Source organism: Aeromonas sp. R2-3, assembly GCF_040908375.1.
GTDB lineage: Bacteria > Pseudomonadota > Gammaproteobacteria > Enterobacterales > Aeromonadaceae > Aeromonas > Aeromonas veronii.
The window spans coordinates 152,790-179,431 of the sequence record NZ_JBFODP010000021.1; the positions used below are offsets into that span (position 1 = coordinate 152,790).

The window sequence follows — 26,642 nt, forward strand, 5'->3', positions numbered from 1 at the left end:
GCGGCGCCATATCACCACGATTACCCTCCTTCAATCAAGGGGTTACCCGCCCATTATGCTTGCCGTCTGGATCGCCTCGATCAGTGCAGCCCGGTTGATGCGAGGGCGCTCGCCATCGAGCAATTGCTGCCACAGCGCAATGGCCTGGCTGTAGCGGCCATGCAGGAAGTGATCGGAGGCGAGCAGCATCAGGGCGCTCACTTCCCCCGCGTCCTGCTTGAGGGCGCTCTCCAGCAGGCGGGTTGCCTCGGGAGTCAGCTGCTGGCCCGCCTGATAGTAGAGCACGGTGGCTTGGGCGGCTTGAGTCGCCGCGCTGGCGCCCCCCTCCAGCAGAGCCAGACGCTGGTAGGCGAGCAGGGCGCTGTCATATTCGCCCCGATAGAGATAGAGCTGGCCAAGCGCCGCCCAGCTGTCGAGATCGGCGGGGTTGCGCTGAAGTTTCTGATGCAGACTCCCCAGCTCCTTGTCTTGCAGATCCCACGGGCTCAACCCCGCCAGCGGATCGGGACGGGATGCATAATCCTGCCATGCCTGATAACGGCCGCTGCTGAAATACAAAGCGGCAACGGCCGCGATGGCCATGATGCCAAGCAGCAACAAGGCCCGCCCGTGCCGGTTATTGCGGCCGCGATTGTCATGCTGGCTGGCCAGTTGTGCGCGCAGGGCCAGCTCAGCCGCCGGGATGGCGTTGGCCAGGCGGGCGGCGCTCAGCTCCCTGTAGAGTGGCTGGTCGGGGGAGAGGCCTGTCTGCTCCCCATGCATGATCAGCCAATTCAATTCGCTGCGGGGATCGGCCGCAGGTTGATGAATGGGTTCAATCATTGCTCTAACGACAGGGATGGCTTGTACCTTTGTGCGTGTCAGGCGGCGAAACAGGGTCAACAGCGCCAGCCCCAACAGTAGCAGGGGTCCGCCCCATAGCAGCGCTGTGCTGGCCTTGAAGGGGGGATCGTAGCGCACGAAATCGCCGAAGCGCTCCGTCATCCGGGCGATCACCTGCTCATCAGACTGCCCCTCGTCCACCCAGCGGTAGATCTCTAGCCGCAGATCCCGGGCGATGGGGGAGTTGGACTCTACCAGATTCTGGTTCTGGCACTGGGGGCAGCGCAGGGCGCGGGCCAGCTCTTGCGCCCGATTTTGCAGCTCGGGATGGCGAAACTCATAGGTATCGACCCCGCTGGAATATGCAGTTGCACTCAGCAGCATGCCGAGGGCCAGCAGGGTGCAGGCAAGAGAACGGCGCATCATGGCTGTGTCTCCCGAGCTGATGTTGCAATAGATGACGCAATTGCGGGTGCCGTTGTAGCGGCCTTCATTTGCGCGTCAGTTCGCGCCTGGTCGAGCAGGGGGGCAAACTGACGTTGCCAGATCCCTTTGGTAAGCTCGCCGGTATGGCGGGCGAGCAGGGTGCCATCGGCATCAAAGAGATAGGTCTCAGGCGTGCCGTAGACGCCGAGCTCCAGCGCCAGTTTGCCGTCGGGGTCGGCCAGTACGGCGCGATAGGGGTTGCCCGCCTGGATAAGCCAGGCGCGGGCGGCATCCCTCTTGTCCCGGTAGTTGAGACCGTAGAGGGGGACTGTGCCCGCGAGCTCGCTGAGCAGCGGATGTTCAGCGCGGCAGTTGGCGCACCAGCTGGCCCAGACGTTAAGGACAAAGGGCTCGCCCTTGAGGCTGGCAGTCTGGATCGGACTCCCATCCAGCAGATTGTTGCTTTGCCACGCAGGCAGGGTACGGCCGAGCGTCGCCTCATCCTGGCTGTAGGGGTTGTTGCCAAGGCCCAGCCAAAGCAGGGCGCCGAGGCTCAGGGTCAGCAGCAAGGGAACAAAGAGGCGCAGGCGGGATCTCATAACGCCTCCTGTCCGAGCTGGTGATGGGAGGTGCCAACCGTAACGGAACGGGAGGCGAGCAAGGGGCGACGGGCGAGCAGGCGCAGGGCGCCGCCCGCCATCATCAACAGGCCGCCGAGCCAGATCCAGCGCACCAGCGGCTTGTAGTGCAGCCGCATGGCATAGGCATCTGGCCCCATCTTCTCACCCAGCACCACGTAGAGATCGCCAAAAAGTCCCCACGCGATGCCCGGTTCATTCATGTTCATGGTGCGCACGCTGTAGTGGCGCCGCTCCGGCGTCAGCCGCGCCACCTCTTTACCATTCTTGTGCACGCTAAGAGTGATCCGCTCGGCGGTATAGTTGGGGCCGATCACCGGCTCACGCCCTTCATAGCGAAACTCGAAGGCACCGAGCTGGTAGGGCTGGTTGGCACTTAGCACCGTGCCCCCCTCCTGACTGTGGTGACTCACCTGCGCGATGCCAAGGGCACACACCGCCACCCCGAGGTGGGTCAGCAAGCTGCCGAACCGATTGAGGGTGAGCTCGCGCAGCGACGTCAGTTGCAAGAGCGGGAGCAGCAGGCTGGCCATCAGCCAGAGGCTCACTATATTGGCGAGGATGCCGTTCCAGTTACCGGAAAACGATCCCTGTTCCAGATAGGCAAGGCTAATGAGCCCGCCGCCAAGCAGGCCAAACAGCGGCGGCAACAGAGCGTTGAGTCGGGAATGTGTCGCAAGCTGCTGCCAGCGCAGGCGCGGCAGTTGGGTCATCAGCGCCATCAGGCAGAGGGCCAGCGGCACGAAGATGGTATTGAAATAGGGGGCGCCCACCGAGAGCGAACCCAGATGAAGCGACTGGAACACCATGGGGTAGAAGGTGCCGAGCAGCACGCTGGCGCAGGCCACGCAAAGCAGCAGGATGGCGGCGCCGAGCAGCCCCTCTTTTGACAGCAAGCCAAAGCGGGCATAGGGGGCGCGGATGTCTGCGCGCAGGGCAAACAGGGTGAGGGCGCAGGTCAATAGCAAGCCGAGCAGCAACAGCAGGGTGAGGCCACGGCTGGGGTCGACCGCAAAGGCGTGCACCGAGGTGAGCACCCCGGAGCGCACCACGAAGGTGCCGAGCAGGCTCAGCGAAAAGGTAAAGATGGAGAGCAGCAGCACGGCGTGGCCGTAAGCGCCGCGCTTCTCGCACACCACCAGGGCGTGCAGCAATGCAGTGCCGAGCAGCCAGGGCAGCAGGGAGGCGTTTTCTACCGGATCCCAGAACCACCAGCCGCCCCAGCCCAGTTCGTAATAGGCCCACCAGGACCCGAGCACTATGCCGGCGGTGAGAAACACCCAGGAGCCGAGCGCCCAGGGGCGGCTCCAGTGGGCAACGGCGCCATCGAGCCGGCCCGAATGGAGCGCAGCCATGGCGAAGGCGAAGTTGACCGCAAAGCCGACGTAACCGAGATAGAGCAGGGGTGGGTGGATGATAAGGCCGATATCCTGCAGCATGGGGTTGAGATCGCGCCCCTCCTGCGGCCCCGGAAACTGGCGGTCAAACGGGCTGGAGAAGATCAGGGTATAGAGGCCGAGCAGCCCGACAATCAGCCCCATGATGGTCAGTACTCGAGCTGTGATCAGCGGATCGACCCGCTTTGAACAAATCGCTACCAGAGCGCCCCACAGGGACAGTGCAAAGACGAAAAAGAGCATGGAACCCTCGTGGCCGCCCCACACCGCCGCCAGCTTGAAGCCCAGCGGCAGGGCGCTGTTGGCGTGCTGGGCCACATAGCTGACGGTGAAATCATCTTGGCCAAAGCAGCTGGCGAGCAGCAGCAGGGCGGTCAACAGCAGGATGGCATTGATTAGCGCCAGCGGCGTGGCGCTGCGCAGCAGGGTCGGGGAGGCGAGCCGTAATCCCAGCCAAGGCAGTGTGCCCTGCAGCAAGGAGAGTGCCGCCGCCAGCAACAGTGAGAGATAGCCGAGCTCCGCCAGCACACAACCTCCAGTCAAGCATTTGTCTATGTTATGCCGCAGCGTCTGAACCGTACCGGCGCTGGGGGATAACATCCACATTCCTAGCAACAATTCATCGCAACAAATAAGCGCCAGTCACCCGAAGGTGGCTGGCGCCGGTGAGTATACGGTTACACGACCGTCATCTGGCCGGCATAGAGCACGAAGTAGCGCAGCAGCAGGATCCCCACCAGTGTCAAGCTGCAGACCAGCACCAGATGGCCGTTTCTCTCCCGCAGGGGCGCCGGGGTCAGCAGGGCCAGCAGCTGGGGCAGCAGCATGCCGATCCCCACCACCCCGAGCCAGAACACCTGAGCCCAGAAGCCGCTGCCGATGGCGGCCCACATCGCCACCTCTTTCTGGCCGCCACCGAAGTAGAGGCCGGTAAAGAAGCAGACCAGCAGCAACACCTCCACCGCCAGCACGGGTCGCTCGAAGCGATGCACGAAGCTCACTCCCTGGCTGTGATGGTTCTCCTTGAAGAGCGTCACCGCCAGCAAGATGGTGGAGGCGATACCTGAGCTGATGCCCGAGACCAGAAACAACACCGGCAGCACCGGGTTGTTCAAGAGCGGATAGGTCTTGAGTGCCGAGAGCAGAAAGCCGGTATAGGCACCCAGCAGAACGGCGAGCAGCAGCAAGAGCGGCGCCAGCAGCCGCTCGATGCGGGCGAGCCAGCCAATCAGGCCATCCACAAAAGCGAACTTCTCTTGCAGCAGGTGACGACGCAAGGTCTCAATCTCGGCGCGAAACACCACCGCCAGCCAGGCGAACAGCACCGCCATGTAGAGCTGAAACAGCATGACCCCCATCGACATCACGGAGTCGAACTGGTAGTGGAACATCAGCTTCCAGAAGGTCCAGGGGCGGGCCAGATGGAAGATGAGGATCAGTAACCCCAGCACCACGCTCACCGGCGCCAGAATGGCGGTCGCCTTGATGATGCCGCTCTCGCTGCCGGCCCCCTTGCGGCGCAGCAGCACCGAGAGGGTGGTGGCCCCGGCGGAGATGCCGAGCAGAAAGAGATAGATGGCGATGGGCCAGTCCCACACGAGGGAAGGAAAGTGAAATGCGTCATGCCACATGGTCATTCCCTCCATCGGTTATTGCCGTGGTAGATGGCGATGGGGCAAATCCCCACACCAGCGAGGGGAAGTGAAACGCCGCTTGCATGGTCATGACTTTATCTCCCCTTTGGGCACGCGGTACATCTTGGGCGAGGTACCGAGCGCCTGCTTGTAGCGATAGGTGGTCTCCTTCACCAGCCGTTTGGCGATGGGGCTGTCCGGGTCATCCAGATTGCCGAACACCAGCGCCTTGGTGGGGCAGGATTCCACGCAGGCCGGCTCCTTGCCCGCCGCCAGGTTGGTCTTGCGGCAAAAGTCGCACTTGTCTGCCACTCGGGTGACCGGGTTGATAAAGCGCACCTGATAGGGGCAGGCGGCGAGGCAATACATGCAACCGACGCAGAGATCCGCGTCGACATCGACGATGCCATCCTCCTTGCGGATATGGGAGGCGCCGGTGGGGCAGACGTGGACGCAGGGGGCGTTGTCGCAGTGCTGGCAGGACTTGCGAAAGAAGCGGTACTCGGCGTCGGGAAATTCACCGACCGGGCCTGAGCGGATGATCTCGAGGCGCGAGACCCCTTCCGGCACCTTGTTCACCTCCCGGCAGGCATCCATGCAGGCGGTGCAGCCGATGCAGGCCGTCTCATCGTGGATCATGCCATAGCGTATCCCGTCGATGGTCTGGCTATGGGCGAGGGTGGTGGCAAGGGAGCGGGTGTTGGCACTAGCAGTCCCCGTCATCATGATAAGGGCCCCCGCGCCCATGCCCGCCATAAAGTCACGGCGAGAGCAGCTCATGAGGCCTCCTTGCCGGTAGCCGGTTTGGACTGCTCCTGCCGGGCCTTGCTGGCCTCATGCTGCTTGCTGTGGCAGTCGACGCAGAGCTTGATGCGGGATTTTTCCGGGATCCCCACCATGGGCTCTTTGGCCGGATGCAACTGGTGGCAGCTGGTGCAGGTGAGCTTGGTGGCGTGCACGTCGTGGGCCCAGAGCGCCTCGCGCAGTGGTTTGGGCTCGTGGCAGCTCATGCAGACGCCATTCTGCTCGCTGATGGGATAAAGCTTGATGCTCTCTTTATCCTTCTGGCTGTGGCTGAAGCGCATCACATCCTTGACCCCTTCCCGGTGCTGGGGGGAGGGCTGGCCGTGGCAGTTGGTGCAGGTCACCGGCTTGAGGTTGTTGGGATTGGTCGCCTGACCATGCTTGCCGTGCATTCCCTCGCTCTGCTCCTTGTGACAGTCGGTGCAGGCCTTGTCGGGATTGCGTAAAAATTCCACCTCATGTGTAGCTGGAACAGGGGCAGCTGCCGGCTCGGCTGCCTGACCCTGCAGGCTGGTGAGCAGCATGGCTGCCATCAGCATCAGTCGTAAAAAATCCATCGTTAAATCACCCATAGGAAGCCTCCATCCGCTGCGGGCCCGACTTGGCGCCGGGCCCGCAGGCGCCGTTACTGTGCCAGCCGTCCGGCCGCTTTAGCCTCGGCATCCCAAGCGGGGACCGTGGTCTTGAGGAACTGGGCCTTGTCGCTGTTGAACTGCTTCATATCCATGCCAAGGGCGGCTTGCGCTTTCTCCTTGGTGGAGATGTCGGGGATGGCGATTTCGTGGCTGATCCCCTTGCTGGCCAACAGGCGCGCCAGCTTGGTGCGGGCGTCAGCGGCTTTATCCAGCGCGCTGCCAAGTACCTTGAGGGCCACTTCGGGGGCGTGCATCTGCACCCCGTGGGAGGCGATGGCGTAGTCCCAGCGCCACTGGGCGTGACGGATGTCCTGCAGAATATCCTTCATCTCTGCCTCGGTGGCGCCGGCATCCCAGGCCGCCTTGGCTTCAAAGTGGGCGTGTACCAGCTGCTTCTCGACCTTCAGCTTGGTTTCGATCACCGCCTCTTTGCGCTGCTTGACGATCCCTTGCAGCATCTCCTTGCTCTGGGTGTGGCAGTTGCGGCAGGTCTGCTCGAAACGATCGAAGGGGTTCCCCACCTTGTGATCGGTGTAGACCTTGCCTTGCTCGTTCTGCACCTTGGGCATGTGACAATCGACACAGGCGACGTTGTTCTGGCCGTGAATGCCGGCGCGCCAGGTTTCGTACTCGGGGTGCTGGGCTTTCAGCATGGGGGTTTTGGAGAGGGCATGAGTCCAGTCGGCAAAACCGATTTCATCGTAATAGGCCTCCATCTGCTCAACCGTGGTGCCCTTGTCCCAGGGGAATTTGACCGCCTTGGTGGGGCCGCTGAAGTAGTATTCCACGTGGCACTGGCCGCACACCTGGGACTGCTGATCAAAGCGTCCCTGATCCTTGAACGGCTTGCCGATGGCGGTCATGGCCCGATCGGCATAGGGACGGGAGAGGTGCAGGGCAGGTTTACCCTCCTTGAACTCCTTCGAGGCGGTGTCGTGGCAGTCGGCGCAGCCGATGGTGTTGACTACTTCCGGCCCACCCTTGGCCCACATCCCCTTGAAGTAGCCATCTTCACCCTTCTCGTCGATGACGCGGGCCACGTCCGGGCCTTTACAGCTCCAGCAGGCCATGGGCAGGGGGCCATCTTCGGCTGTTTTCGGGGCGCCGGTACGCAGGGTTTCGCGCACATCGGTCAGCGCATAGAAGTGGCCCCGCGGCTTGTTGTAATCCTTGGAAAAGGGGTAACCGCCCCACAGCACCACCATGTTGGGATCTTCCGCCAGCGCGTCGGTGCGCTCCTTGCTTTCGCTGGTGGCTTGCCAGCTGGTGAACTGATCGGCGTGATCCTTGGCGAACAGCTCGCTGCGCGCCTCTATCTTGCCATTGGTGGTTGCGTCATCAGCCAGTGCCCAGCCGCTGGTGCCAAGGCTGGTAGTCAGCAGCAGGGCGGCGAGGCCCAGTTTGGTCTGTCTGTTGTGTGAACTCACGATCATCACTCCCGAATCAATCTCATTGCCAGGCCCGCGCCATCCTTGCGGTGGACATAGACTCCCGAGAGTGCGGGAGCAGACAGGCCGATTCATTGTTATTGGTGAATAAAAATCACGAAATTATGCAATTGCTCGAAGTGGATATTACCAAATGGGTAAAATGAATAATGATTTATCAGGCGCTGATTTGCGCCAGATCAATTAGCTAGGGAGGTAAAGTGCGGAAATGAGACCTTGGTTAAATTATGCGTTGACTCAACTGATTGAGCTGCACTATCAAGATTTATTCATTTTCGACAGGTGACATTGATTGCTACGCTTGATGTGGCAAGGGTTGGTGAAAAATATGACATGTTATTTGTCTATTTATTGGTATATTTCATAATTTGAATATTTATTCGATGTCGCGCCCTTTGTCGACTAGCGCCATGGAACCTTGGAAATGAAAGAGCCGGCAATTGCCGGCTCTTTGTTTATCTCTGCGTGGATTGTTTTTATGCGGCCGCAAGGGCCGGGGGATTCAGGCCAGCGCCTGGGTCAGCAGGTGGATCGGATGTTCACAGCGGAAGCTGGTACTCATCTCGATTTGCCATTTGCAGGTTTCGCAGTCGGTGATCACCAGGTCGGGGGAGAGGCGGTTGATTTGATCAAACAGCCCCTCGCCGATGGTCTGGCTGGTCTGGTAGTTTTCGGACTTGAAGCCGTAGGTGCCGGCGATGCCGCAGCACTGGGACTCCAGCACCGTCACCTTGACCCCGGGAATGGCGCGCAGCAATTCGAGGGTGTAGATGACGCCCCCCATTTTTTCCATGTGGCAGGGGGTGTGGTAGGCGATGTGCAGATTGAGCGGCTTCATCGCCGGTTTGTTGCCCTTGTAGAACTCGTTCCACAGGAAGCGGGTCACCAGCGAGATGCGATCCCGCACCTTGTGGTTGTCCTGCTCCAGCAGGTGGGGATATTCATCGCGCAGGGTAAAGCCGCAGGTGGAGGAGGTAGCCAGCAGCGGCATCTCGTTGCCCAGCAGGGAGTTTTCCATCTGCTTGATGTTGAAGGCCGCCTGTTGCTTGGCCTTGTCCATGAAGCCGTTGGCAATCAGCGGCACGCCGCAGCACTTCTCCCGCTCAAGCAACTGCACACCGATGTTCATGGCGTTGAGCACCTGTACCAGCTCCTTGCCAAGCTGCGGGTGGTTGTAGTTGACATAGCAGCCGTGGAAGTAGGCGATCTGCCGCGCAAAGCTGGCCTGAGTCTCTTTCTGCTTTTTGTACCAGCCGCGGAAGGTGCCTTGGGAGTATTTGGGCAGATCGCGGTGGGATGAGACCCCCAGCGCCTTGTCCAGCACCAGCTTCATCGGCTTGAGGCCGGTGGTGAAGTTGACCACCGGCGCCATCAGGGTAGACATGCTGCCCATCAGATCGGTGTGGGAGAGCACGAACTCGCGGATCCCCGGTTTGAAACCGCTGTACTGATGCTTGGCCTTGGCGATGATGTCGCCGATGCGCACTCCGCTCGGGCAGGCTACTTCGCAGCGTTTGCAGTTGGTGCAGTGCTTGAGGGCGCTATCGAACAGCTCGGGGCTCTTGATGCGCAGCCGCTCGCCATCCGGGCCCGCCTGTTTCGGGCCGGGGTAGGCGGGGTTGGCCTTGGCCACCGGGCAGTAGGCGGTACAGACAGTGCATTTGATGCACTGATCGAAAGTTTGGTTGGCATGATCCAGTAGCATGTCAGTTCTCCTCCCGGCGATGATGAAGACACGGGATATGGGACGTAGTAATCATTGGGCCGCGCCCAGAATATGGCCGGCAGCCTGCCAGCCGGTAGCAACCGCGACACCAGAACCAGACCCCTCCTTGATGGGGTCATAGTGCGCCAGCACGCTGCCAGCGCCGTAGAGGTTGGCGAGCGGCTTGCCACCGCGCAGCACTCTGAGCTTGTCGTCGGTCTTGACCCCGAATCCCATGAAAGGGTGGTGGTCAAACAGCCGACGACCGGCCCAGGCGTCCCGCTCCTCCAGACTCAGTACATCGGCATCGAAGATGGGCTCGCGAATGCCACGCAGACGGGACTCCAGCCCGCGGCTGAAGAAGCTGCCGGAGGCGAGCACAAAGTTGTCCGCTTCAAACAGCTGATCATCGCCATTCTGGGTATGTACGCCGACTACCCGGTCACCTTCGTAGCGGGCACCCAGCACCCGCTCGCTGGTGAGGAAGGTGCCGCCAAGGGCCATAAAGCGGCGCTTGAGCGCCTCCTGCATTCTCATTCCGATCAGAGACGGCGGCATGGTGGCCACCTCCTTGATGGTGCAGCCGGTACGCTGTTCCAGCTCCGCCAGACGCGGGCCTACCAGCCCCAACGACAGGCAGGCGGGCAGCACGATATGGCGGCAGCCGGGTACGCCGCTCTCCTGCACCATGCGGCTGATCTCGCGGGCCAGGTCCGCTACCAGATGATGCTTGTCACACAGGCGCGCGATATCGGCTGAGCGAAACTCGTGGGGGTTGCGGCTGAATTCGGCCAGTTGGGGCAGACGGATTTCGCCGGTCAGAATACGGCAGTGGGAAAAGCGCGGATGGGTCGCCAGATTGGCGGCCGCCAGTGCCGGATGAAAGTCGCGAAAGCCTTCGAGGGTGGCCAGCAGCAGCACGTCCGGGATCGGCGCATCGGTCACGCAGGCACAGGTATCGGGGGAGAGCCAGGTGCGCTTGAGGGTACCGATGGGAGTCAGACGCTGGTGATTGGTGTCGTGGCGAACCAGCGGCAATCCCTGCTCGGCGCAGTGGCGCTGCAGATCGGCCAGGCTCGCTTCGATATTTTGCATCCCCACCTTGCTGTAGGGGTGATCCGGATGGGCTGCCATAAAGGCAGGCAGGGCGGCGCGGGGATCCCCCTCGCTTTCGAGCAGATCGACCGAGCCGGAGGAGAAGTGCAGGGCACTCTGGCCGGAGGCCATCAGCAGGGTCTTCTGGCCTGCCTCTACCAGCCGCAGGGCAGCCGAGAGTCCCGCCATGCCACCGCCGATAACGATATTGTCAAACTTCATGACGGCTCTCCTTGTGAGTGGTCTCGCTGGTTGGGCCGCATGGGGTATCGGCAACCAGCTGCGGCGCCGTCCATTCCCCCAGGCCAAACAGCCCTTCGTAGATCCAGTAGGTAAACTCGGCCTCGCGCAGGGCATCGCCCCACAGTACGGGGCGGGTTCCCTTGTAACGCTCCTCCAGGAACTGGCGCAGCATGACGCAGGCCTGACGGCCGTCAGCCTTGCCATACTCCTGCATCAGACCGGCGGCGCGGTAGGCGCACAACTCGCCCTGACAGGGCCCCATCCCCAGACGGGTGCGGCGGCGCAGGTCGATGAGGTTGTCCACATCCAGCTCGCGCAGGGCGTATTCGATTTCGCCTGCGGTGACCATTTCGCACTCGCAGATAAGGGCGTTGGCTTTGGGATTGTCACGGAAGAAGGCGATGACCCGCTCGCCGTGGCGGTACTGGGCGGAGCCTTCGACCGGCACCGAGAGACCGGGAGCGGAGACCTTTTCCGGATCCCGCGAGCCGGGCAGGCTCAGTTCGGCGGTCTGGCAGGGCTTGCTGTTGCCGAGTTTCTTGGCCAGCAGATCGGTGGCCCACTCCGCCATCAGGCGGTAGGTCATCAGCTTGCCGCCGGTGATGGTGTTGAACCCCTTGAGGCCATCGCGTTCGGCGTGATCCAGCAGCACGATACCGCGGCTGATATTGCGGCCGGTGTCGTCACCGTCCACCGCCACCAGCGGGCGTACCCCGGCGTAGGCGCGCAGCAGACGGGTGCGGGCCATGATGGGGGCGAGCTTGATCCCCTCGCGCAGCAACACTTCGACCTCTTCCGGTTCGACGGTGAGCTGGTCAATCTTGTTGTAATCGATGCGACTCGAGGTGGTGCCGATGAGGGAGATGGTATCGCCTGGCACCAGAATGTCCGCATCCGCCGGTTTGCGGGCGCGGTTGAGCACCAGCTGGTTGATACGGTAATCCATGATGAGCAGGGAGCCCTTGGCCGGGAACATGCGGATGCCGAGATCGGCGTATTCGCAAATTTGCTGGCCCCAGATGCCGGCGGCGTTGATCACCTCCTGACACTCCACCTCGAACGCTTCGCCGGTGCGGGTATTGATCGCCTTGACCCCGTGCACCCGATCCTGCGTGCGGAGCAGCCCCAGCACCTTGCAGTGGGTAAAGATGCGCGCGCCGTGCTCTTTGGCGTCCAGCACGTTGGCGGCGGCGAGGCGGAACGGGTCGACCGTACCGTCCGGTACATGGATGGCGCCGATCATCGCCGGGTTGGCGTTGGGCTCGAGCAGCAGCGCTTCGCGGGGATCGAGCTGGCGAGTTTCGATACCGGCCAGGGCGCAGGCATCCATAAAGGTGGTTTGGAAATTGATGTCATCTTCCGGCAGGGTGAGGAAGAGGCCGCCCGTGTCTTCGACACAGTGGCTGGCAATCCGCTTGAGGATGCGGTTTTCCTGGATGCATTCGCGGGCGGACTCCTGATCTGTCACCGCGTAGCGGGCACCGGAGTGGAGCAGGCCGTGGTTGCGGCCGGTGGTGCCGGCGGCGATATCATCGCGCTCAAGCAGGATGCAGTCGATGCCGCGCAGTGCGCAATCGCGCATGATGCCGGCCCCTGTGGCACCGCCGCCTATGATGACGACTTGTGTAGTTATTCTTTTCATTGTTGCCCGTCTCATCTCTTCCAGATGAGGCCAGTGTGGCCTACTTCTGAGTGAAAATGTTTGATATGGGCCAAATTTGTGCTCGCAAACGCTCATTTGCTCGCGCGTTAATGAGCATTATGTGACATTTGTCACGCTTGTTATCGCATCTGTTGATGGGCTGGTGGCGAATGGCAGACACAAAAAAGGGGGCATCGGATGCCCCTTGTCACTGTTTGACGAGTCTGGAGGGTGTGTGATGCGTCAGCCGCAGCACTTCTTGTGCTTTTTGCCGCTGCCACAGGGGCAGGGATCGTTGCGGCCGGTTTTGAGGGGAGCCGGATCCTGCTCTCCCTCGGTGTAGACCCAGCGCCCCTGATAACGCACGAAGCGGGAACGCTCATGGAGGCAGTGACGCTCATCCCCCTCCAGAAACCAGGCTTTAAACTCCACCATTCCGGTTTCATCCTCCGGGCCGCCCTGGCTGGCGATGATCTCGAGACCATCCCAGCGGGTGTCGATGCGTGAAAGCTCTTCGGCGGTGAGACCGCCAAGGTGGGCCGGGTGCCAGCTATGGACCAGATACTCTCCCAGACCGAGCACAAAAGCGCTGTAGCGCGAGCGCATCAGCTGCTCCGGGGTGTCAGCCACTGCGCCACTGTGACGTGAGCCACAGCACAATTCGAGAGAAAGGGTTGAGCCGCAAGGACAAAGATTCATGATTTTCACGTTCTGGCCGATTTGTTTAAGGGAATTGTAACGAAAGCTGGGCTCGCCCTACCAGCACCTATACTGATGAGTAAGCAAGGAATTCCAATAAAAACAGCTGCAAGGATGTGAAAGATGACGCTAAAGCAGAAAATCCTGTTACTGGGTGCAGTCCCCGTACTGTTGATGGCCCTGGTGGTCAATCTCAGTAACTACATGGTCTCCAAGCGCGATCTGGAGTCTGATCTGGTGGTGGCGAGGGAAAATGCCATCAAGGAGCGTAAAGCGCTGCTCAGCAGTTACATCATGATGGCCAAAACCGCCGTCGATGCCGTTTATGCGCTGCCGGATTCTCCGGAAAATCGTCAAAAGGTCAAAGAGTTGCTCAGGCCGCTGCGTTACAGCAGTGATGGCTACTTCTTTGTCTATGACTTCGAGGGCAACACCATACTGCTGCCGGTGCGTACCGAGCTGGAGGGGAAAAACCGCTGGAACGACAAGGATGCCAAGGGCAAGTTGCTGATCCAGGAGATCCTCAAGTCGGCCCGTCAGGGGGATGGTTTTACCGAATACTGGACGGCCAAGCCCTCCATCGGTCGCGATGCTCCCAAACTGGCCTTTACTCTGGTGCTGGACAAATACCAGTGGGCCATTGGTACCGGTTTTTATATCGATGATATCGATAACGAGCTGGCGGCCTTGCGGGCAGAGCGCGAGAACAACATGCATGCCTCGTTGCAGAGCAGTGTGCTGGTGATCCTGCTGATCCTGGGTATCACCCTGGCGGCGACCGTCGTGGTGGGCAATCGGGTCACCAAGCCGCTGGCGGATGCGGTGCTGGCATTGAACGATATCGCCAACGGCGACGGGGATCTGACCCAGCGTCTCAAGGTGCAGAGTCAGGACGAGATTGGCCAGCTGGCCAGCGCCTTCAACCGCTTTGTCGAGCGGATCCAGTCGGTGGTGAGTCAGGTGGGTGAGACCAGCAACCACCTCTTCAGCGCCGTCGACAAGTTGCACCATCTGAGCGAGCACTATGACCATCAGATGCAGGGTCACAGTCGCGAGACCGATCAGGTGGTCACAGCGGTGACAGAAATGAGCTCCACCGCGCAGGAGGTGGCGGCCAGTGCCTCCAATGCCGCGACAGCAACCAGCGATGCGGCCCGTGAATCGGACGCCGCCCGGGGGGTGGTGAGCGGGGCCATCAACAGTATCAACCGGCTGGTGGGGGAGGTGCATACCGCCTCCGGCGTTATCGAACAGCTGGCGCAAGAGACCGCCAAGATCGGCTCGGTGGTGGAGGTCATTCGCGGCATTGCCGAGCAGACCAACCTGCTGGCGCTGAACGCCGCCATTGAGGCGGCCCGTGCCGGTGAGCAGGGACGCGGCTTTGCGGTGGTAGCGGACGAAGTGCGTTCGCTGGCCGGTCGTACCCAACAGAGCACCAAGGAGATCAACGAGATGCTGCAACGTCTGCAGGGCGGGGTGAAGCAGGCGGTGGAGGTGATGCAGGCGAGCGAGGATCGCAGCCAGGAGACGGTGCAGGAGGCGAGCCATATAGCCAGCTCCCTCGACAGCATGGTGATGGCGGTCAGTACCATCAACGACATGAACATCCAGATCGCCACCGCCGCCGAGGAGCAGCACGCGGTCTCCGAGGAGATCAACAAGAACCTGGTGGCCATTCAGCAGATTGTCAGCGAGCTGACCAGCGCGGCGGTGGAATCCAACAGCACCACTCGCGATCTGGCCAGTACCGGTGACAAATTGCGCAAACTGGTCTCGCAATTCCGTTATTGATCTTGCAATGGTCCGTGACGGCAACCACAAGATGCGGCCTGACCCCCGGTTCAGGCCGCACTTTATTTGGGGATTGACCAATAATGTGTGAAAATTGCCAGCCTCTTTTTTTCAGCCTTTGTCCCATACCCTATGAATGAGATCGTGAAAGGTAGTATCGATTTGATCCGGCAGCTCAACTACGGCCTGGTCTATGCCAGCCTGGAAGAGCACAAGGAGCTGTCGCGCACCGATCTCTCCCGCCTGACCGGCCTCTCGCCAGCCAGTATCACCAAGATCACCAGGGAACTGCTCGATGGGGGTCTGGTGGTCACCTGTGGTGAAAGTTCGGTGGGGCGCGGCCGTCGTCAGACCTTGCTGCGCATTAACGAGCGCCGCTTCCAGTTTCTCTCCATGCGTCTTGGCCGTGGCTACGTGGATATGGCGCTGTTTGACTTCTCCGGCCGCTCGCTGGCCCGCCAGCGCCACCTCTTTACCGAGGAGGAGCGCGCCGATCTGCTGGGCAGTCTGGTGCATGCCATCAAGGTGTTTTTGCCGAGAAAGTCCCTCAGTCTGGCCTGTATCGCCCTCTGTCTGCCGGGTCAGGTAGAGCGCCACTCCGGCATGGTCAAGCACTTCCCCTTCTACGATCTGCGCAACTGGCCCCTTGGCCCAACTCTGCAACAGGCGTTCTCGGTACCTGTGCTGGTGAGCGGTGACGTGCGCACCTGGATCCAGGCCGAGCGGGAGTGGGGGGCCGCCAAAAATTGTGCCGATGCGGTGCTGGTGTTTGTCCACAACGACATCGGGGTCGGCATGGTGGTCAATGGTCAACTCATCGAGAGCGAGAATGCGCTGCTCGGGGATCTCAGCCACCTGCAGCTCGAACCCTATGGCCAGCGCTGCTACTGCGGCGGTTTTGGCTGTGCCTGCACGCTAGTGACCAATCAGGCGCTGGAGGCGCAATACCGGGATCTGCGCGAGCGGATGCAGGAGCACGACTTGCCCGAGAGCGTCACCATCCGCGAGCTGTGCGAGCTGGCGCTGGCAGGCAACAGCCTCTGTCAGGATATTCTCCATCAGGCGGCGGGTCGCCTCTCCAAGGTGCTCTCCAACCTCATCTGCCTGCTCAATCCGGGCAAGCTGCTGCTGGGGGGGGAAATCACCCGTGCCGATCGGCTGCTGTTCCCCATGTTGCACCAGTCGCTGGCCAGCCAGTTGCCCGCCGAATATCTGGTGCGGCTGCAGATTGAATCCACTCACTTCTACGAAGATCCCACCAAGCCCACCTCGGTGCAGGTGCACAAGGCACTGCGCGATGGCAGCCTGTTGCTGGAGCTGCTGCGCAGCTGTCAGGAGTCGTAAGGCAAGAGGAGTTGGCTCTGCATCTGGCGAAAGGGGCTGGGATTGCTGTTCCGCCAGCGCGTAACTCGTTACAATCTTGCGCTTTTGCGGCAGACCCCCTGTTATCGCGCCCTATGGCGCCATGACATGTTGGCTCCGCTGCCGTTCCTGTTTTGACTCCAGTTGTGAACCTAGATGAAGCCTGTTCCTGATCACGCCGTCAACCGCCTGCGGGCTTGGCGCAAGAGTATCTCTACCCGACCGTTTCTTGCCCGTGGCGGCACCCTGGCCCGCTGTCCGGCCTGTCAGCTGCGCGAGGATTGGTGTGCCTGTGAGTGGCGCCCCGAGCTCAAAGCGGAGGCCGGTTTCTGCCTGCTGATGTATGACAGCGAGCCGATGAAGCCCTCCAACACCGGTCGCCTCATCGCCGATGTGTTGCCGGATTCCACCTGGGCCTTTCTCTGGTCGCGCACCCAGCCCCATCCCGAGTTACTGGCCTTGCTGGCCGATCCCGCCTGGCAGCCCTATGTGGTCTTTCCCGCTTGCGAGAAGGAGCCTGCCCGCCTGACCGGTGAGGTGACGCTGGCACCGGGGAAAAAACCGCTCTTTATCCTGCTCGACGGCACCTGGCCGGAGGCGCGCAAGATGTTCAACAAGAGCCCCTATCTGGACGGTTTTCCTGTGCTCGCCATCAAACCCGATACGCTCTCCACCTACGGCATGCGGGTCGCCAACTGCGAGGAGCACCTCTGCACCGCCGAAGTGGCGGCCTGCGTGCTGGAAGTAGCGGGAGAGCTCAAGGCGGGGCAGGCACTGCAGCACTGGTTCAATCTGTTCAGCAGCCGCTATATGGCCGGGCGGGTCAGCCGTTTCCCCGGTGCCGATGAGGAGCATCTCTGTGAGGCACTGGCGGCCATCAAGGAAGCGAACGTCGCTTCAACGGCTTGCTAACTGGCCTTCTGAGGGGGGGGCCAGGGGCATGGCCGCTCAAATTAATGAAAATCAGGAATCAATTGGCTGCCACTGTTTCGTTAGATTCATGGTCAGTGGCTCGCTAGGATAGCGGACAGCCTGTGCCCCCCCGCACAACGTCGTTTTGGTTATATCCGGTTGCTCGACCCTTCGGGCAACCCACTCTCGTGAGGTCTATGGATGGAATTGGAACTGGTTACCCTGTTTGCCCTGTTCGGTGTAGCGCTTGTCGCCGGCTTTATCGATGCCATCGCCGGTGGCGGCGGCCTGTTGACGGTGCCTGCTCTGCTGGCCACCGGCATGCCGCCCGCGCTGGTGCTCGGCACCAACAAGCTGCAGAGCAGTTTTGGCTCCTTCTCTGCCACTTGGTTCTATGCTCGCAAGGGGTTGTTGGAGTGGGCCATGATCTGGCCTGCGGTGATCTGCACCTTTATTGGTGCTGCCATCGGCACGCTGGCGGTGCAGACCATAGACGCTGCCATTCTCGAGCGCCTGCTCCCTTTCCTGCTGATGGCCTTTGCCTGCTACTTCTACTTCTCGCCGCGGGTAAGCGATGCCGAGAGCTCCCGCCGTCTGACTCCCATGCTGTTTGCGCTGTTGGTGGGGGGCGGGGTCGGCTTTTATGACGGGTTTTTCGGGCCGGGCACAGGTTCGTTTTTTGCCATCGGTTTCGTGGCGCTGGCAGGCTTTGGCATGGCGCGCGCCACCGCCCATACCAAGCTGCTCAACTTCACCTCGAATATTGCCTCTCTGCTGTTCTTTGCGCTTGGTGGCAAGGTGGTGTGGAGTGTCGGTTTTTGCATGGCGTTGGGGCAGTTTATCGGCGCTCGTTTTGGCTCCAAAATGGTGCTGAAAAAAGGGGTGAAGCTGATCAAGCCGCTGCTGGTGACCGTCTCCTTGCTGATGTCTGCCAAGCTGGTGTGGAGCCAGTATCCCGAGCTGTTTGCCTGGATCTGATGTGTGCCTTGCTTGCCGCATCGCAATTGTTAACGGGGCCCTCGGGCCCCGTTGTCACATCTGCTGGGTTGAGCAGTTAGCTCGGCGTGACGCTGCGGTGGCGAAAGTGTTGGTGCAGGGCGCTCACCAGCCTGGCGATCCGCTCGCGCTTTAGGCTGTTTGGTCGGTAGACCAGATGCAGGGGGCGGCCCAGTCCGGGCAGTGGGCGGGCAGTCTCCCCCTGTTCTCCCACCAGCCCCAGCAGGCCAGCGGGGAGCAGTACAGGCCCAATGCCTGCCTTGGCGAGTTCGATGAGCGCCAGATAGGAGTCGAGCTCCATGGCGGGCTCCAGCCCCAAATCAGCCAGCGGTTCGCGCAGGTAGCGGTTGGAGGGGTTCTCCAGATCCATGGTGAGGATCTTGCGCCTGCTTTCTGTGTTGGCTGGTGGCAGGCTCGGCTGCGCCTCGCCCACCAGATAGAAGGGCTCCTCAAGCAGCAGGTCGGCGCCGAGGCCATGGCCGGGCGGGAGCCGACCGGCGCAGATGCCGAGCAGGGCATCACCGCTGCGCACCCGCGCCAGAATGACCGGCGTGTGGTGGGTGGAGAGGGCAAGGTGGGGATCGCGCTCCAGATAGTCGCGCATAAAGTGGGCGAGATAACCGGCCAGCAGGGTTTCGGAGCAGGCGATGGGGAGGGGACTCTGATCCGCCAGATCCTGGCTATCGGCCAGCACTCCTTTCATCTCTGCCAGACTCGGGGCCACTCGCTCAAGCAGCTCCTTTGCCTGCGGGGTGAGGCGGATCTGGCGCCCCTCCGGCTCGATCAGCTTCTTGCCAAGGCGTTGCTCCAGCTGGGCAATCCGCTTGCTCACCGCCGACTGGCTGATATAGAGGCGACTGGCCACCTTGGCCATGGTTCCTTCACTTGCCAGCAGGCTCAGCGTCTCCAGCCCTTCCAGTAACATCTCGCCCCCTTGTTTATCGCCATCAGGATCGTCACAGATTGATCAGCGCTACCTTAGGGGCTGACTGGCTCAGGAGCAAGGGTCGTTTGCTGCCTTGGCCGGTCGAATGCGCCATTCGCTCAAGGGCGGCGCGAAGATCACCAGATTGCCGATGAGGCTGATCACCACTCCGGCCACCGAGACCGGCTGCCAGACAAAACCTTCGTAAAAGGTGGAGAGGGTAAGCGCCACCAGCGGAAAGAGCACGGTGGCGTAGGAGGCCTTGCTGGCACCGATGCGCCCCACCAGCGTCAGATAGGCGGTAAAAGCGATCACCGAGCCAAACAGGGCGAGGTAGACCATGGCCGCCAGATAGTGGCCATCGGTCGGCACCACCAGTTGCTGCCTGAGCAATATGACCCAGCCCAGCAACAGCACCACGCCGTAAACCATGCCCCAGGGCACCAGTTGCAGTACGTGGTAGCCGTGGCGTTGGCCTCGTGCCGAGACCAGATTGCCCAGCGAAAAGCAGAGGGTGCCGCCGCAGGCGAGCAGCAGCCCCTTCCAGCCGTTTGCACCCAATTGCGCATCTGCCAGCACCGGCCAGAACAGTAACAGGGTGCCAAAGAGCCCCAGCAAGGAGCCTTGCAACCAGCGCAGGGTGGGGCGCTTGTTCTCGAACAGCCAGAGGTTGAGGCCGTTGAAGATGCTGGCACTGGCGAAGATCACCGCCGACATGCCGCTCGGGATATAGCGTGTGGCGTGGTAGAAGCAGAGAAAGTTGGTGGAAAAGAGCAGGGCACCGAGCAGCGCCGCATAGCGCTGGCCATGCCACGGCAGGCGCGGAAAGCGGCCGCTGGCGGTGAGCAGGGCAAACAGCGCAACCGCTGCCAGCAGGAAGCGATAGAGCACCGACACCTCGATGGGGATGGGGCCAAGTTGCCAGGCGATGGCAATCCAGGTGCTGCCCCAGATAAGCACGGTGGCAAGATAGAGCATCAGATTCATCACAGTTCCGGTGAGTCAGGGAGAGATGACCCACTATGGGGCGAGCCCTGATGGCTGGATTGCACCATCTTGCGGTTTTTCATCGTCACGCGCTGTCATCTGCGGGCGCGGTCGGTAAGATGGATGGCAGCGGGATAACCCGTACACATAACCGGAACAGGCGGCAGGGGCGAATGAAAACAGCAGGGGTATTTGATGCACTGGTCAGCACCGGCGCCCGGCTGGAGGACGCCTGCTGGCTAGAACCCGGGCTTGGCGTCGCTAGTTGGCGCAACTGCTATGACCAGACCCGCTATCACAAGCCGGGCCACCACACCCTGAGCGTCTATCTGCAAGGAGGCGAGCAGACCGAGCGACTCGATGGGCCGGGTGGCCACGGCGGCACCGGCAAGGTGTGCATCATGCCGGATCACCACAGATCCGAGTGGCTGGTGCGCGAAGAGTTTCGCTTCTTTCATCTCTACTTCACCCCGGCTCACCTCACCCGTATCGCCGAGGAGGTGTGTGACAAGGAGGGGCGCCACCTGCAACTGGTGGACAAGACCTTTATCGACGATCCGCAGGCGGCTTCGCTGGTGCAGCGCCAGTTGATGCAGCTTCAGTGGCAGCACGGGGTCGATCGGCTAGCACTCTCCCACGGCGCCTGGATGTTGATCCTCCACGCCTACCGCCACCACACCGAGGAGGCTCCCGGTCTGCCGCCTCTACGCGGCGGGCTGGCGCCCGTGGTGATCAAGCGGGTGCAGGAATATCTGCAGGCCCATCTGGCCGATTCGGTCACGCTGGCAGAGCTGGCCCAGCAGGCGGGGCTGAGCGAGTATCACTTTGCCCGCATGTTCGGTCAGAGTCTCGGCTGCCCGCCCCACCGCTATCTGCTTGGGCTGCGGCTCAAACGGGCCAAGCAGCTGTTGGCTGGCCCCGAGCCGCTGGCCAGTATCGCCAGTCAGTGTGGCTTTTCTTCCCAGGCCCATTTCGGCAATCGTTTTCGCGAGGCGTTTGGTTTGACGCCGGGGCAGTGGCGGGCGCAATTGTCATCTTCTCGTCACAGATAACCCTGAGACTTTGGGCAAAAGAGGTGTACTCTCTACCACTTATCCATTGAAAGGAATGCCCATTGAATTATCGCAAACGTCAAATCCGTACCCGTCATCTCTGGTTCAGCCACTGGAATGCCCCGCAAGATCGCACCGCTGTTGTTACCCCTCCCGAACCTGCAGTGCCTCACAGTTCACGTTGAAAAAGCCCCGCCTGCGATAGGATTTTTCCGGTAACTTTGCCACTATTGCCCCATCACAATGATGTGGACATGGCTGGATGTTTCTGGAACGTATTGAAGTCAAAAGTTTTCGCGGTATAAATCGCCTGTCGCTCGGGCTGGATCAGACCACAGTGCTGATCGGTGAGAATACCTGGGGTAAATCGAGCCTGCTGCGCGCCCTCTGGTGTCTGCTGGGGCAGGATGCCGAGCCCTATCAGTTCACCGCCGAGGATTTTCACCAACCGGAAGATCCCGAATTGGCCCCGGCGCGCCACTTGCAACTGGTGCTCACCTTCAGTGAGCACAGACCCCAGATGTGTCAGCACTCCCGTCGGCTGGCCCGTCTTTGCCCCTCCTGGGTGCTGCACAAGGACAAATTCCACCGCATTCACTATCGAGCCAGCGCCGAGCTGCAGGCGGATGGCTCTGTGCTCACCATTCACGACTTTCTCGACGGGGTAGGCAAGAGCCTGCCCATCGCCAATACCCACGAGCTGGTCTGCATGCTCATCACCATGAACCCGGTGTTCCGGCTGCGGGACGCCCGTACCGCTCGCAACGGGGTGGAGACATTGCAGTGGGGAGATCTCTCCGAGCATCGCCTGAGCGAGCTGGCGGACAAGCTGATCGACGAACCCCAGCGGATCGGCGAGCCGGAGCTCAAAGAGGCGTTGCAGGCGGTGCGCCAGCTGATGGATCACTACTTCAACGCCCTGGCCCCCATAAAGAACAAGCCGCGCAGTCAGCGCGATATCATCAATCGCCCCATGACGTTGCGCAATCCGGGCAACCTGCATACCCTGCTGCGCCGCGCCGATAACCGCGCGCTGCAGCTGGCGATGGCGGGGATGGCGGCTACCTTGTTGCAGGCGCGTGGCAACCGTGAGCTGGAGGAGGGGGCCCGTCCCATCATGATCCTGGAGGATCCGGAGAGCCGGCTGCACCCAACCATGCTGGCGCTGGCGTGGGGGCTGCTGGAACAACTGCCGGGTCAGAAGCTGCTCACCACCAACTCGGGAGATCTGCTCTCTTCCCTGCCACTCAATCAGGTGCGGCGGCTGGTGCGCCGTCAGCAGGATATCCTCTGTCACCAGCTGGGGGGCGAGCGTTACAGCAGCGACGATCTGCGCAAGATCGCCTTCCACGTGCGGATCAACCGCCCCATGTCGCTGTTTGCCCGTTGCTGGCTGCTGGTGGAGGGGGAGACCGAGATCTGGCTGCTCTCCGAGCTTGCGCAGATCTGCGGTTACAGTCTGCGGGCCGAAGGGGTGCGGATCATCGAGTTTGCCCAGTGCGGCCAGTCGCCGCTCATCAAGGTGGCGCGGGATTTTGGCATCGAGTGGCACCTGCTGACCGATGGGGACGAGGCGGGGCTCAAGTATGCCACCTCGGCCCGGGGCCAGCTCAAGGGAGAGCGGGAGCGGGACCGCTTGACTCAGCTCCCTGCCGCCGACATCGAGCACTACCTCTATCACAACGGTTTTGAAGCTGTGTTTCGCCGCGAGGCCGGGGTGGGCGGGCGCGCCATGTGGAGCGCCAGTCATATCATCAACAAGGCGATCCATCACCGCAGCAAGCCGGGAATGGCGCTGGCGGTGGTGGAAGAGGCGGAGCGGCTCGGCGCCGAGCATATTCCGCCGGTGATCCGCCAGATGTTTGCCCGGGTGGTGGCGCTGGCCCGCGGTCAGGGCTAACGCCACCACCGTATCCCGTTATTATGGGCATAACTGCCTGCAGGGCGCCCCTCAAGGTGGGCTCTGCTGGCAGCAAATTGCCCCGGATTGTTTGCCCACGATTGTTTGTCGCGATTGGGGATAGCCGCCGGTTTGGGTATACTCACCCCTCTCTGGCGCCCCGGTGGCGCACCTCGAATCTTTACTGCTGGAGGCGTCGTGTTCGTCCAACTCCCTTTTTGGCTCTTTCCCCTCACCGGATTGATGGCGCTTGGCGCCCTGATCGCCCTCGGTATCGTGCTGTGGCGCGGTGATATCTGCCCTGGCCAGCGCTCGCGCATCAGTCAGCAGCTCTTCTCCATCTGGGTCATTACTGCGCTCTCCCTGATGTTGGCGGTCGAGGCCAAGGCGGCCAGCTGGCTCATCTGGAGTGGTGGGGCCGCACTGGTGCTCGGGGTTGGCTTGTCGTTGGCTCAGTCACGGCTGGAGGGCAAGCGCTCAGTCCCCTCGACACTGCTCTGGTTACCTGCGTTGCCGCTCGCTGTCTATGGTTTCGGGCTGCTGCAACTGCAGGGCTGGGTGAGCGGTCTGCTGCAGATGGCGATGCTGGGGGCGGCCTTTGCCCACCTGATGCTGCTGCGGGCCCGTCATCGTCTCAAGGCATTCAATACCCTGTTGCCGCTGGCCGGTCTGGTGGGGGCGATGGCCAGCCTTGTCTGGCTGGCAGTGCTGGTGGGCTGGCAAGGGGGTGAGGCCAATCTCGATGCCCTGATCCCGGCGGTGGTGACCCAGGCAGCGCTGCTGGTGGCCTCTCTGCTGCTCTGGTTCAGCCCACTCTACTTGCAGCGTGATACAGCGCCAGTGGTGGTCTCCACCTCCCTGTGTGGCCTGTTGATCGCCCAGATCGCCGCTACCAGCGTGTTGCACCAGCTGATCTGACACTGGTGCTGAAAAGAGAAAGCCCCGAGCCAACACTCGGGGCTTTTGCATATCTGGCTTGCAGGTATCGCTGCTATCAATTCACAGCAATCGATCAATAGAAATCGTCTGCCCCGCAGATAAAGAGGCAACTGCTGCGCGGCTGGGCGAGATACTCCCGGGTCAGTCCCTCCATCGGCATGCCGAAGGTGCAGATATCTTGCGGCGAGGGGAGGGCGGTATCGAGGATCCGCCGCCAGTAGCCGCCGACGCCCTTGGGGGGGCTCGGCAGGTTGAAGGTGAGGGGCTCCCAGTAGGCGTTGAACAGCACATAGAGCGCCAGCTTGGTTTCGCTCGACAGCGCCGACATGGCGATGGCGTGGGAGTGGGGGCTGAAATCCGGTTGCCCGGCGTTGACCCCGTGCCAGCAGATCTCGCTGTGGCGCAGGATCTCGGTGAGCGACAGCGGCATGCTCTCCTGCTCCGGGCGCTGGAACAGGTGTTTGCGGTATTGGATCAGCTCCTTCATAAAGCGGAACATCTCCTGACTGCGGGCATTGGGCAGCCAGTTCATCCAGCAGGTGGCATTGTCTTGACAGTAGCCGTTGTTGTTACCCCGCTGGGTGCGCAGCAGCTCATCCCCCATCAGCAGCATGGGGGAGCCCACCGAGAGCAGGGTCGCCACCATCATGTTTTTGGCCTGACGCATCCGCAGGGCGTTGATCTGAGGATCTTCCGTCACCCCTTCGTGGCCGTGGTTCCAGCTGAAGTTGTGATCGCAGCCGTCACGGTTCTCCTCCCCGTTGGCCTCGTTGTGCTTGCTGTTGTAACTGGCCCAGTCCCACAGGGTAAAACCGTCGTGGCAGGTAACGAAGTTGATGCTCTTCTCGGGATCGGCGTGGTGATAGTGGTAGATGTCGGGGCTGCCGCAGAGCCGCTCGACAAAGGCGGTGACGCTGTTGTCATCCCCGCGTAGGAAGCGGCGCACATCATCCCGGAACTGGCCGTTCCACTCACGCCAGCGGGCGCCGGCCAGTGACCCCACCTGATAGAGCCCCCCCGCGTCCCAGGCTTCGGCAATCAGCTTGATGTCGGCGATGTTGGGGTCGGTATCTATGGTGCGCAAGGTAGGCGCATTGGCCTGCGGCTGACCCGATTCATCCCGCGACAGAATGGCAGCCAGATCAAACCGAAAGCCATCGACGTGCATCTCCTGACGCCAGAAGTGGAGGCTGTCCATGATCATCCGCAGCACCACCGGATGGGCGCCGTTGAAGGTGTTGCCGCAGCCCGAATAGTTGGTGTCCTTCTGGTTGTTGTCGAGGATGTAGTAGGCCTCGTTGTCGATGCCGCGAAACGAGAAGGTGGGGCCATCATCACCCCCTTCGGCGGTGTGGTTGTAAACCACGTCCAGGATCACCTCGATATTGGCCTTGTGCAGCGCCTTGACCATGTCGCGAAATTCGGTCAGCGGATCATCGCCGCAGGCGTATTGGGCGTGGGGGGCGAAGAAGGACATGGGGCTGTAACCCCAGTAGTTGGAGAGTCCTTTGGGCGCATCCTGAGGATCGAACTGGAATACCGGCAGCAGCTCGACGGCGGTGACGCCGAGAGATTGCAGATAGGGGATCTTCTCAATCAGCCCGAGATAGGTGCCACGCAGCGCCGGATCGACCCCGGAGCTCGGGGACTTGGTAAAGCCCCCCAGATGCAGTTCGTAGATCACCGAGCGGGAGAGGGAGTGAGCGGGCAGTTTGTCTCCTTCCCAGTCGTAGTGGCGAGTATCGACCACCTTGTTCTTGGCGCAACAAGCTAGATTGCAGCCTGGACGGGCCGCCGCCCATCGATCGTAATTGGCGCCAAGCTCGATGCTGCGGCCGTAAGGGTCGAGCAACACCTTCTCGGCATCGAAGCGGGTGCCGCCATATGGGCGCCACGGGCCCTGAATGCGATAGGCGTAACGTTGCCCGACCGAGATCCCCTCCACATGGATATGCCAGTAGTAGGCGGTGCGGTTTAGGCGCGGGGAGAGGGGTATCACCTCGGGGGTCGCATCGTCTGCGCTTGCGAAGAGCAGCAGTTCGACCCGGCTGGCGAGGCGTGCCCAGATCGCGAAGTTGACGCCGTTACTGTCGGGTGTGGCCCCCAACTGACGGCAGTGACCGGCGGAGATGCGCATATTCTACCTACCCAAAATGAGGAGTGTTCACCTTATTGAGTGTAGTGCCGGATGCCTGGCAAGGACTCGATTGCCTGAAAAAACAGCATGATGCTGCTAATGACCGCACTATTTGTCCGATTAATCTACGAATAAACATTTTTTGAGATATTTACTTGCAATCTGTGCGCTGGCGCCTATTATTGGCGACCTCAGACGCGGGGTGGAGCAGCCCGGTAGCTCGTCGGGCTCATAACCCGAAGGTCGTCAGTTCAAATCTGGCCCCCGCAACCATCTGAGATCCGACCAGTCAAGCCGGTGTAACCGGTTGGTGGGAAAGGAGAAATCGAACTGGCTACTGCTCGGCCACTTCGAGAAAAATTCGGACGCGGGGTGGAGCAGCTCGGTAGCTCGTCGGGCTCATAACCCGAAGGTCGTCGGTTCAAATCCGGCCCCCGCAACCAACTCTTTCGT

General features: G+C 61.4%; 21 protein-coding genes and 2 tRNA genes. 9 read left to right on the forward strand and 14 right to left on the reverse strand.

The window, feature by feature from the left end; genetic code table 11:
• Positions 1-42 precede the first annotated feature (42 nt).
• The 11 genes from nrfF to AB5Z02_RS10520 all read right to left on the reverse strand — a co-directional run bounded on the left by nrfF (position 43) and on the right by AB5Z02_RS10520 (position 13,188).
• A complete protein-coding gene (gene nrfF / locus AB5Z02_RS10470) occupies positions 43-1,248 on the reverse strand; it encodes a heme lyase NrfEFG subunit NrfF (protein ID WP_219263789.1) in 1,206 nt (401 codons plus the stop codon).
• Positions 1,245-1,847, reverse strand: a complete 603-nt coding sequence (locus AB5Z02_RS10475) for a DsbE family thiol:disulfide interchange protein (protein WP_219263790.1) — start codon at positions 1,845-1,847, stop codon at positions 1,245-1,247. The genes nrfF and AB5Z02_RS10475 overlap by 4 nt, the downstream gene beginning before the upstream one ends.
• Positions 1,844-3,811, reverse strand: coding sequence for a heme lyase NrfEFG subunit NrfE (gene nrfE, locus AB5Z02_RS10480; protein WP_368215959.1), 1,968 nt, complete (start codon positions 3,809-3,811; stop codon positions 1,844-1,846). The genes AB5Z02_RS10475 and nrfE overlap by 4 nt, the downstream gene beginning before the upstream one ends.
• A 149-nt stretch (positions 3,812-3,960) precedes the next feature.
• The gene (nrfD, locus tag AB5Z02_RS10485; RefSeq protein ID WP_368215960.1) at positions 3,961-4,914 is read right to left on the reverse strand and encodes a cytochrome c nitrite reductase subunit NrfD; all 954 of its coding nucleotides are present in this window, start codon (positions 4,912-4,914) and stop codon (positions 3,961-3,963) included.
• A 90-nt stretch (positions 4,915-5,004) separates the two neighbouring features.
• Positions 5,005-5,697 carry a cytochrome c nitrite reductase Fe-S protein gene (gene nrfC, locus AB5Z02_RS10490; protein WP_368215961.1) on the reverse strand — a complete coding sequence of 231 codons (693 nt, stop codon included), beginning with the start codon at positions 5,695-5,697 and terminating at the stop codon, positions 5,005-5,007.
• Positions 5,694-6,293, reverse strand: a complete 600-nt coding sequence (gene nrfB, locus AB5Z02_RS10495) for a cytochrome c nitrite reductase pentaheme subunit (RefSeq protein ID WP_368215962.1) — start codon at positions 6,291-6,293, stop codon at positions 5,694-5,696. Before nrfB ends, nrfC begins: the two co-directional genes overlap by 4 nt.
• A 53-nt stretch (positions 6,294-6,346) precedes the next feature.
• A complete protein-coding gene (nrfA, locus tag AB5Z02_RS10500) occupies positions 6,347-7,789 on the reverse strand; it encodes an ammonia-forming nitrite reductase cytochrome c552 subunit (RefSeq protein ID WP_368215963.1) in 1,443 nt (480 codons plus the stop codon).
• Between the two features lie 517 nt (positions 7,790-8,306).
• Entirely contained in the window at positions 8,307-9,509 is a 1,203-nt protein-coding gene (glpC, locus tag AB5Z02_RS10505; RefSeq protein ID WP_368215964.1) for an anaerobic glycerol-3-phosphate dehydrogenase subunit GlpC, read from the reverse strand.
• A gap of 51 nt (positions 9,510-9,560) precedes the next feature.
• A complete protein-coding gene (gene glpB, locus AB5Z02_RS10510) occupies positions 9,561-10,826 on the reverse strand; it encodes a glycerol-3-phosphate dehydrogenase subunit GlpB (RefSeq protein ID WP_368215965.1) in 1,266 nt (421 codons plus the stop codon).
• The gene (gene glpA / locus AB5Z02_RS10515; RefSeq protein WP_368215966.1) at positions 10,816-12,489 is read right to left on the reverse strand and encodes an anaerobic glycerol-3-phosphate dehydrogenase subunit A; all 1,674 of its coding nucleotides are present in this window, start codon (positions 12,487-12,489) and stop codon (positions 10,816-10,818) included. The genes glpB and glpA overlap by 11 nt, the downstream gene beginning before the upstream one ends.
• A 243-nt stretch (positions 12,490-12,732) precedes the next feature.
• The gene (locus AB5Z02_RS10520) at positions 12,733-13,188 is read right to left on the reverse strand and encodes a YchJ family protein (protein ID WP_074045197.1); all 456 of its coding nucleotides are present in this window, start codon (positions 13,186-13,188) and stop codon (positions 12,733-12,735) included.
• A gap of 123 nt (positions 13,189-13,311) precedes the next feature.
• On the opposite strand from AB5Z02_RS10520, the gene AB5Z02_RS10525 reads away from it, so the two are divergent.
• From AB5Z02_RS10525 to AB5Z02_RS10540, 4 genes are all read left to right on the forward strand, one after another.
• Positions 13,312-14,979: a methyl-accepting chemotaxis protein gene (locus tag AB5Z02_RS10525; RefSeq protein ID WP_231720857.1), complete on the forward strand. Its 1,668-nt coding sequence runs from the start codon at positions 13,312-13,314 to the stop codon at positions 14,977-14,979.
• 132 nt (positions 14,980-15,111) lie between these two features.
• Complete coding sequence (locus tag AB5Z02_RS10530; RefSeq protein ID WP_005333476.1) at positions 15,112-16,323, forward strand: ROK family transcriptional regulator; 1,212 nt, start codon at positions 15,112-15,114, stop codon at positions 16,321-16,323.
• A 174-nt stretch (positions 16,324-16,497) separates the two neighbouring features.
• Entirely contained in the window at positions 16,498-17,253 is a 756-nt protein-coding gene (locus AB5Z02_RS10535; RefSeq protein ID WP_368215967.1) for a tRNA-uridine aminocarboxypropyltransferase, read from the forward strand.
• 201 nt (positions 17,254-17,454) lie between these two features.
• Positions 17,455-18,231 carry a TSUP family transporter gene (locus tag AB5Z02_RS10540; RefSeq protein ID WP_005333472.1) on the forward strand — a complete coding sequence of 259 codons (777 nt, stop codon included), beginning with the start codon at positions 17,455-17,457 and terminating at the stop codon, positions 18,229-18,231.
• A 76-nt stretch (positions 18,232-18,307) separates the two neighbouring features.
• On the opposite strand, the gene AB5Z02_RS10545 is transcribed toward AB5Z02_RS10540, so the two are convergent.
• Both AB5Z02_RS10545 and AB5Z02_RS10550 read right to left on the reverse strand, forming a co-directional pair.
• Positions 18,308-19,174 (reverse strand): LysR family transcriptional regulator, encoded by an 867-nt coding sequence (locus AB5Z02_RS10545; RefSeq protein ID WP_368215968.1) that lies wholly within the window; start codon positions 19,172-19,174, stop codon positions 18,308-18,310.
• A 69-nt stretch (positions 19,175-19,243) separates the two neighbouring features.
• Positions 19,244-20,161 carry a DMT family transporter gene (locus tag AB5Z02_RS10550; protein ID WP_236380729.1) on the reverse strand — a complete coding sequence of 306 codons (918 nt, stop codon included), beginning with the start codon at positions 20,159-20,161 and terminating at the stop codon, positions 19,244-19,246.
• A gap of 173 nt (positions 20,162-20,334) precedes the next feature.
• Here AB5Z02_RS10550 and AB5Z02_RS10555 point away from each other — a divergent pair, with 173 nt between their 5' ends.
• From AB5Z02_RS10555 to AB5Z02_RS10565, 3 genes are all read left to right on the forward strand, one after another.
• Positions 20,335-21,213 (forward strand): helix-turn-helix domain-containing protein, encoded by an 879-nt coding sequence (locus AB5Z02_RS10555; RefSeq protein ID WP_005352438.1) that lies wholly within the window; start codon positions 20,335-20,337, stop codon positions 21,211-21,213.
• 262 nt (positions 21,214-21,475) lie between these two features.
• Entirely contained in the window at positions 21,476-23,113 is a 1,638-nt protein-coding gene (locus tag AB5Z02_RS10560; protein WP_368215969.1) for an ATP-dependent endonuclease, read from the forward strand.
• A gap of 198 nt (positions 23,114-23,311) precedes the next feature.
• Positions 23,312-24,031, forward strand: coding sequence for a hypothetical protein (locus AB5Z02_RS10565; protein WP_368215970.1), 720 nt, complete (start codon positions 23,312-23,314; stop codon positions 24,029-24,031).
• A gap of 94 nt (positions 24,032-24,125) precedes the next feature.
• Here the strand turns inward: AB5Z02_RS10565 and glgX are convergent, their stop codons facing one another.
• The gene (gene glgX, locus AB5Z02_RS10570) at positions 24,126-26,189 is read right to left on the reverse strand and encodes a glycogen debranching protein GlgX (protein ID WP_368215971.1); all 2,064 of its coding nucleotides are present in this window, start codon (positions 26,187-26,189) and stop codon (positions 24,126-24,128) included.
• Positions 26,190-26,385: 196 nt separating this feature from the next.
• Here glgX and AB5Z02_RS10575 point away from each other — a divergent pair.
• Positions 26,386-26,462: transfer RNA gene (locus AB5Z02_RS10575), tRNA-Met, on the forward strand.
• A gap of 93 nt (positions 26,463-26,555) precedes the next feature.
• Positions 26,556-26,632 (forward strand) — tRNA-Met (locus tag AB5Z02_RS10580).
• Positions 26,633-26,642 lie beyond the last annotated feature (10 nt).

Bases quoted from the DNA above. Each gene is read 5' to 3' on its own strand.
- glpB (WP_368215965.1), bottom strand. From the start codon at position 10,826: ATGAAGTTTGACAATATCGTTATCGGCGGTGGCATGGCGGGACTCTCG.
- nrfF (WP_219263789.1), bottom strand. From the start codon at position 1,248: ATGATGCGCCGTTCTCTTGCCTGCACCCTGCTGGCCCTCGGCATGCTG.
- nrfD (WP_368215960.1), bottom strand. From the start codon at position 4,914: ATGTGGCATGACGCATTTCACTTTCCTTCCCTCGTGTGGGACTGGCCC.
- glpC (WP_368215964.1), bottom strand. From the start codon at position 9,509: ATGCTACTGGATCATGCCAACCAAACTTTCGATCAGTGCATCAAATGC.
- AB5Z02_RS10535 (WP_368215967.1), top strand. From the start codon at position 16,498: ATGAAGCCTGTTCCTGATCACGCCGTCAACCGCCTGCGGGCTTGGCGC.
- AB5Z02_RS10550 (WP_236380729.1), bottom strand. From the start codon at position 20,161: ATGAATCTGATGCTCTATCTTGCCACCGTGCTTATCTGGGGCAGCACC.
- AB5Z02_RS10525 (WP_231720857.1), top strand. From the start codon at position 13,312: ATGACGCTAAAGCAGAAAATCCTGTTACTGGGTGCAGTCCCCGTACTG.
- AB5Z02_RS10520 (WP_074045197.1), bottom strand. From the start codon at position 13,188: ATGAATCTTTGTCCTTGCGGCTCAACCCTTTCTCTCGAATTGTGCTGT.
- glpA (WP_368215966.1), bottom strand. From the start codon at position 12,489: ATGAAAAGAATAACTACACAAGTCGTCATCATAGGCGGCGGTGCCACA.
- AB5Z02_RS10555 (WP_005352438.1), top strand. From the start codon at position 20,335: ATGAAAACAGCAGGGGTATTTGATGCACTGGTCAGCACCGGCGCCCGG.
- AB5Z02_RS10540 (WP_005333472.1), top strand. From the start codon at position 17,455: ATGGAATTGGAACTGGTTACCCTGTTTGCCCTGTTCGGTGTAGCGCTT.
- AB5Z02_RS10560 (WP_368215969.1), top strand. From the start codon at position 21,476: ATGTTTCTGGAACGTATTGAAGTCAAAAGTTTTCGCGGTATAAATCGC.
- nrfC (WP_368215961.1), bottom strand. From the start codon at position 5,697: ATGAGCTGCTCTCGCCGTGACTTTATGGCGGGCATGGGCGCGGGGGCC.
- nrfA (WP_368215963.1), bottom strand. From the start codon at position 7,789: ATGATCGTGAGTTCACACAACAGACAGACCAAACTGGGCCTCGCCGCC.
- nrfB (WP_368215962.1), bottom strand. From the start codon at position 6,293: ATGGGTGATTTAACGATGGATTTTTTACGACTGATGCTGATGGCAGCC.
- glgX (WP_368215971.1), bottom strand. From the start codon at position 26,189: ATGCGCATCTCCGCCGGTCACTGCCGTCAGTTGGGGGCCACACCCGAC.
- AB5Z02_RS10475 (WP_219263790.1), bottom strand. From the start codon at position 1,847: ATGAGATCCCGCCTGCGCCTCTTTGTTCCCTTGCTGCTGACCCTGAGC.
- AB5Z02_RS10545 (WP_368215968.1), bottom strand. From the start codon at position 19,174: ATGTTACTGGAAGGGCTGGAGACGCTGAGCCTGCTGGCAAGTGAAGGA.
- AB5Z02_RS10530 (WP_005333476.1), top strand. From the start codon at position 15,112: ATGAATGAGATCGTGAAAGGTAGTATCGATTTGATCCGGCAGCTCAAC.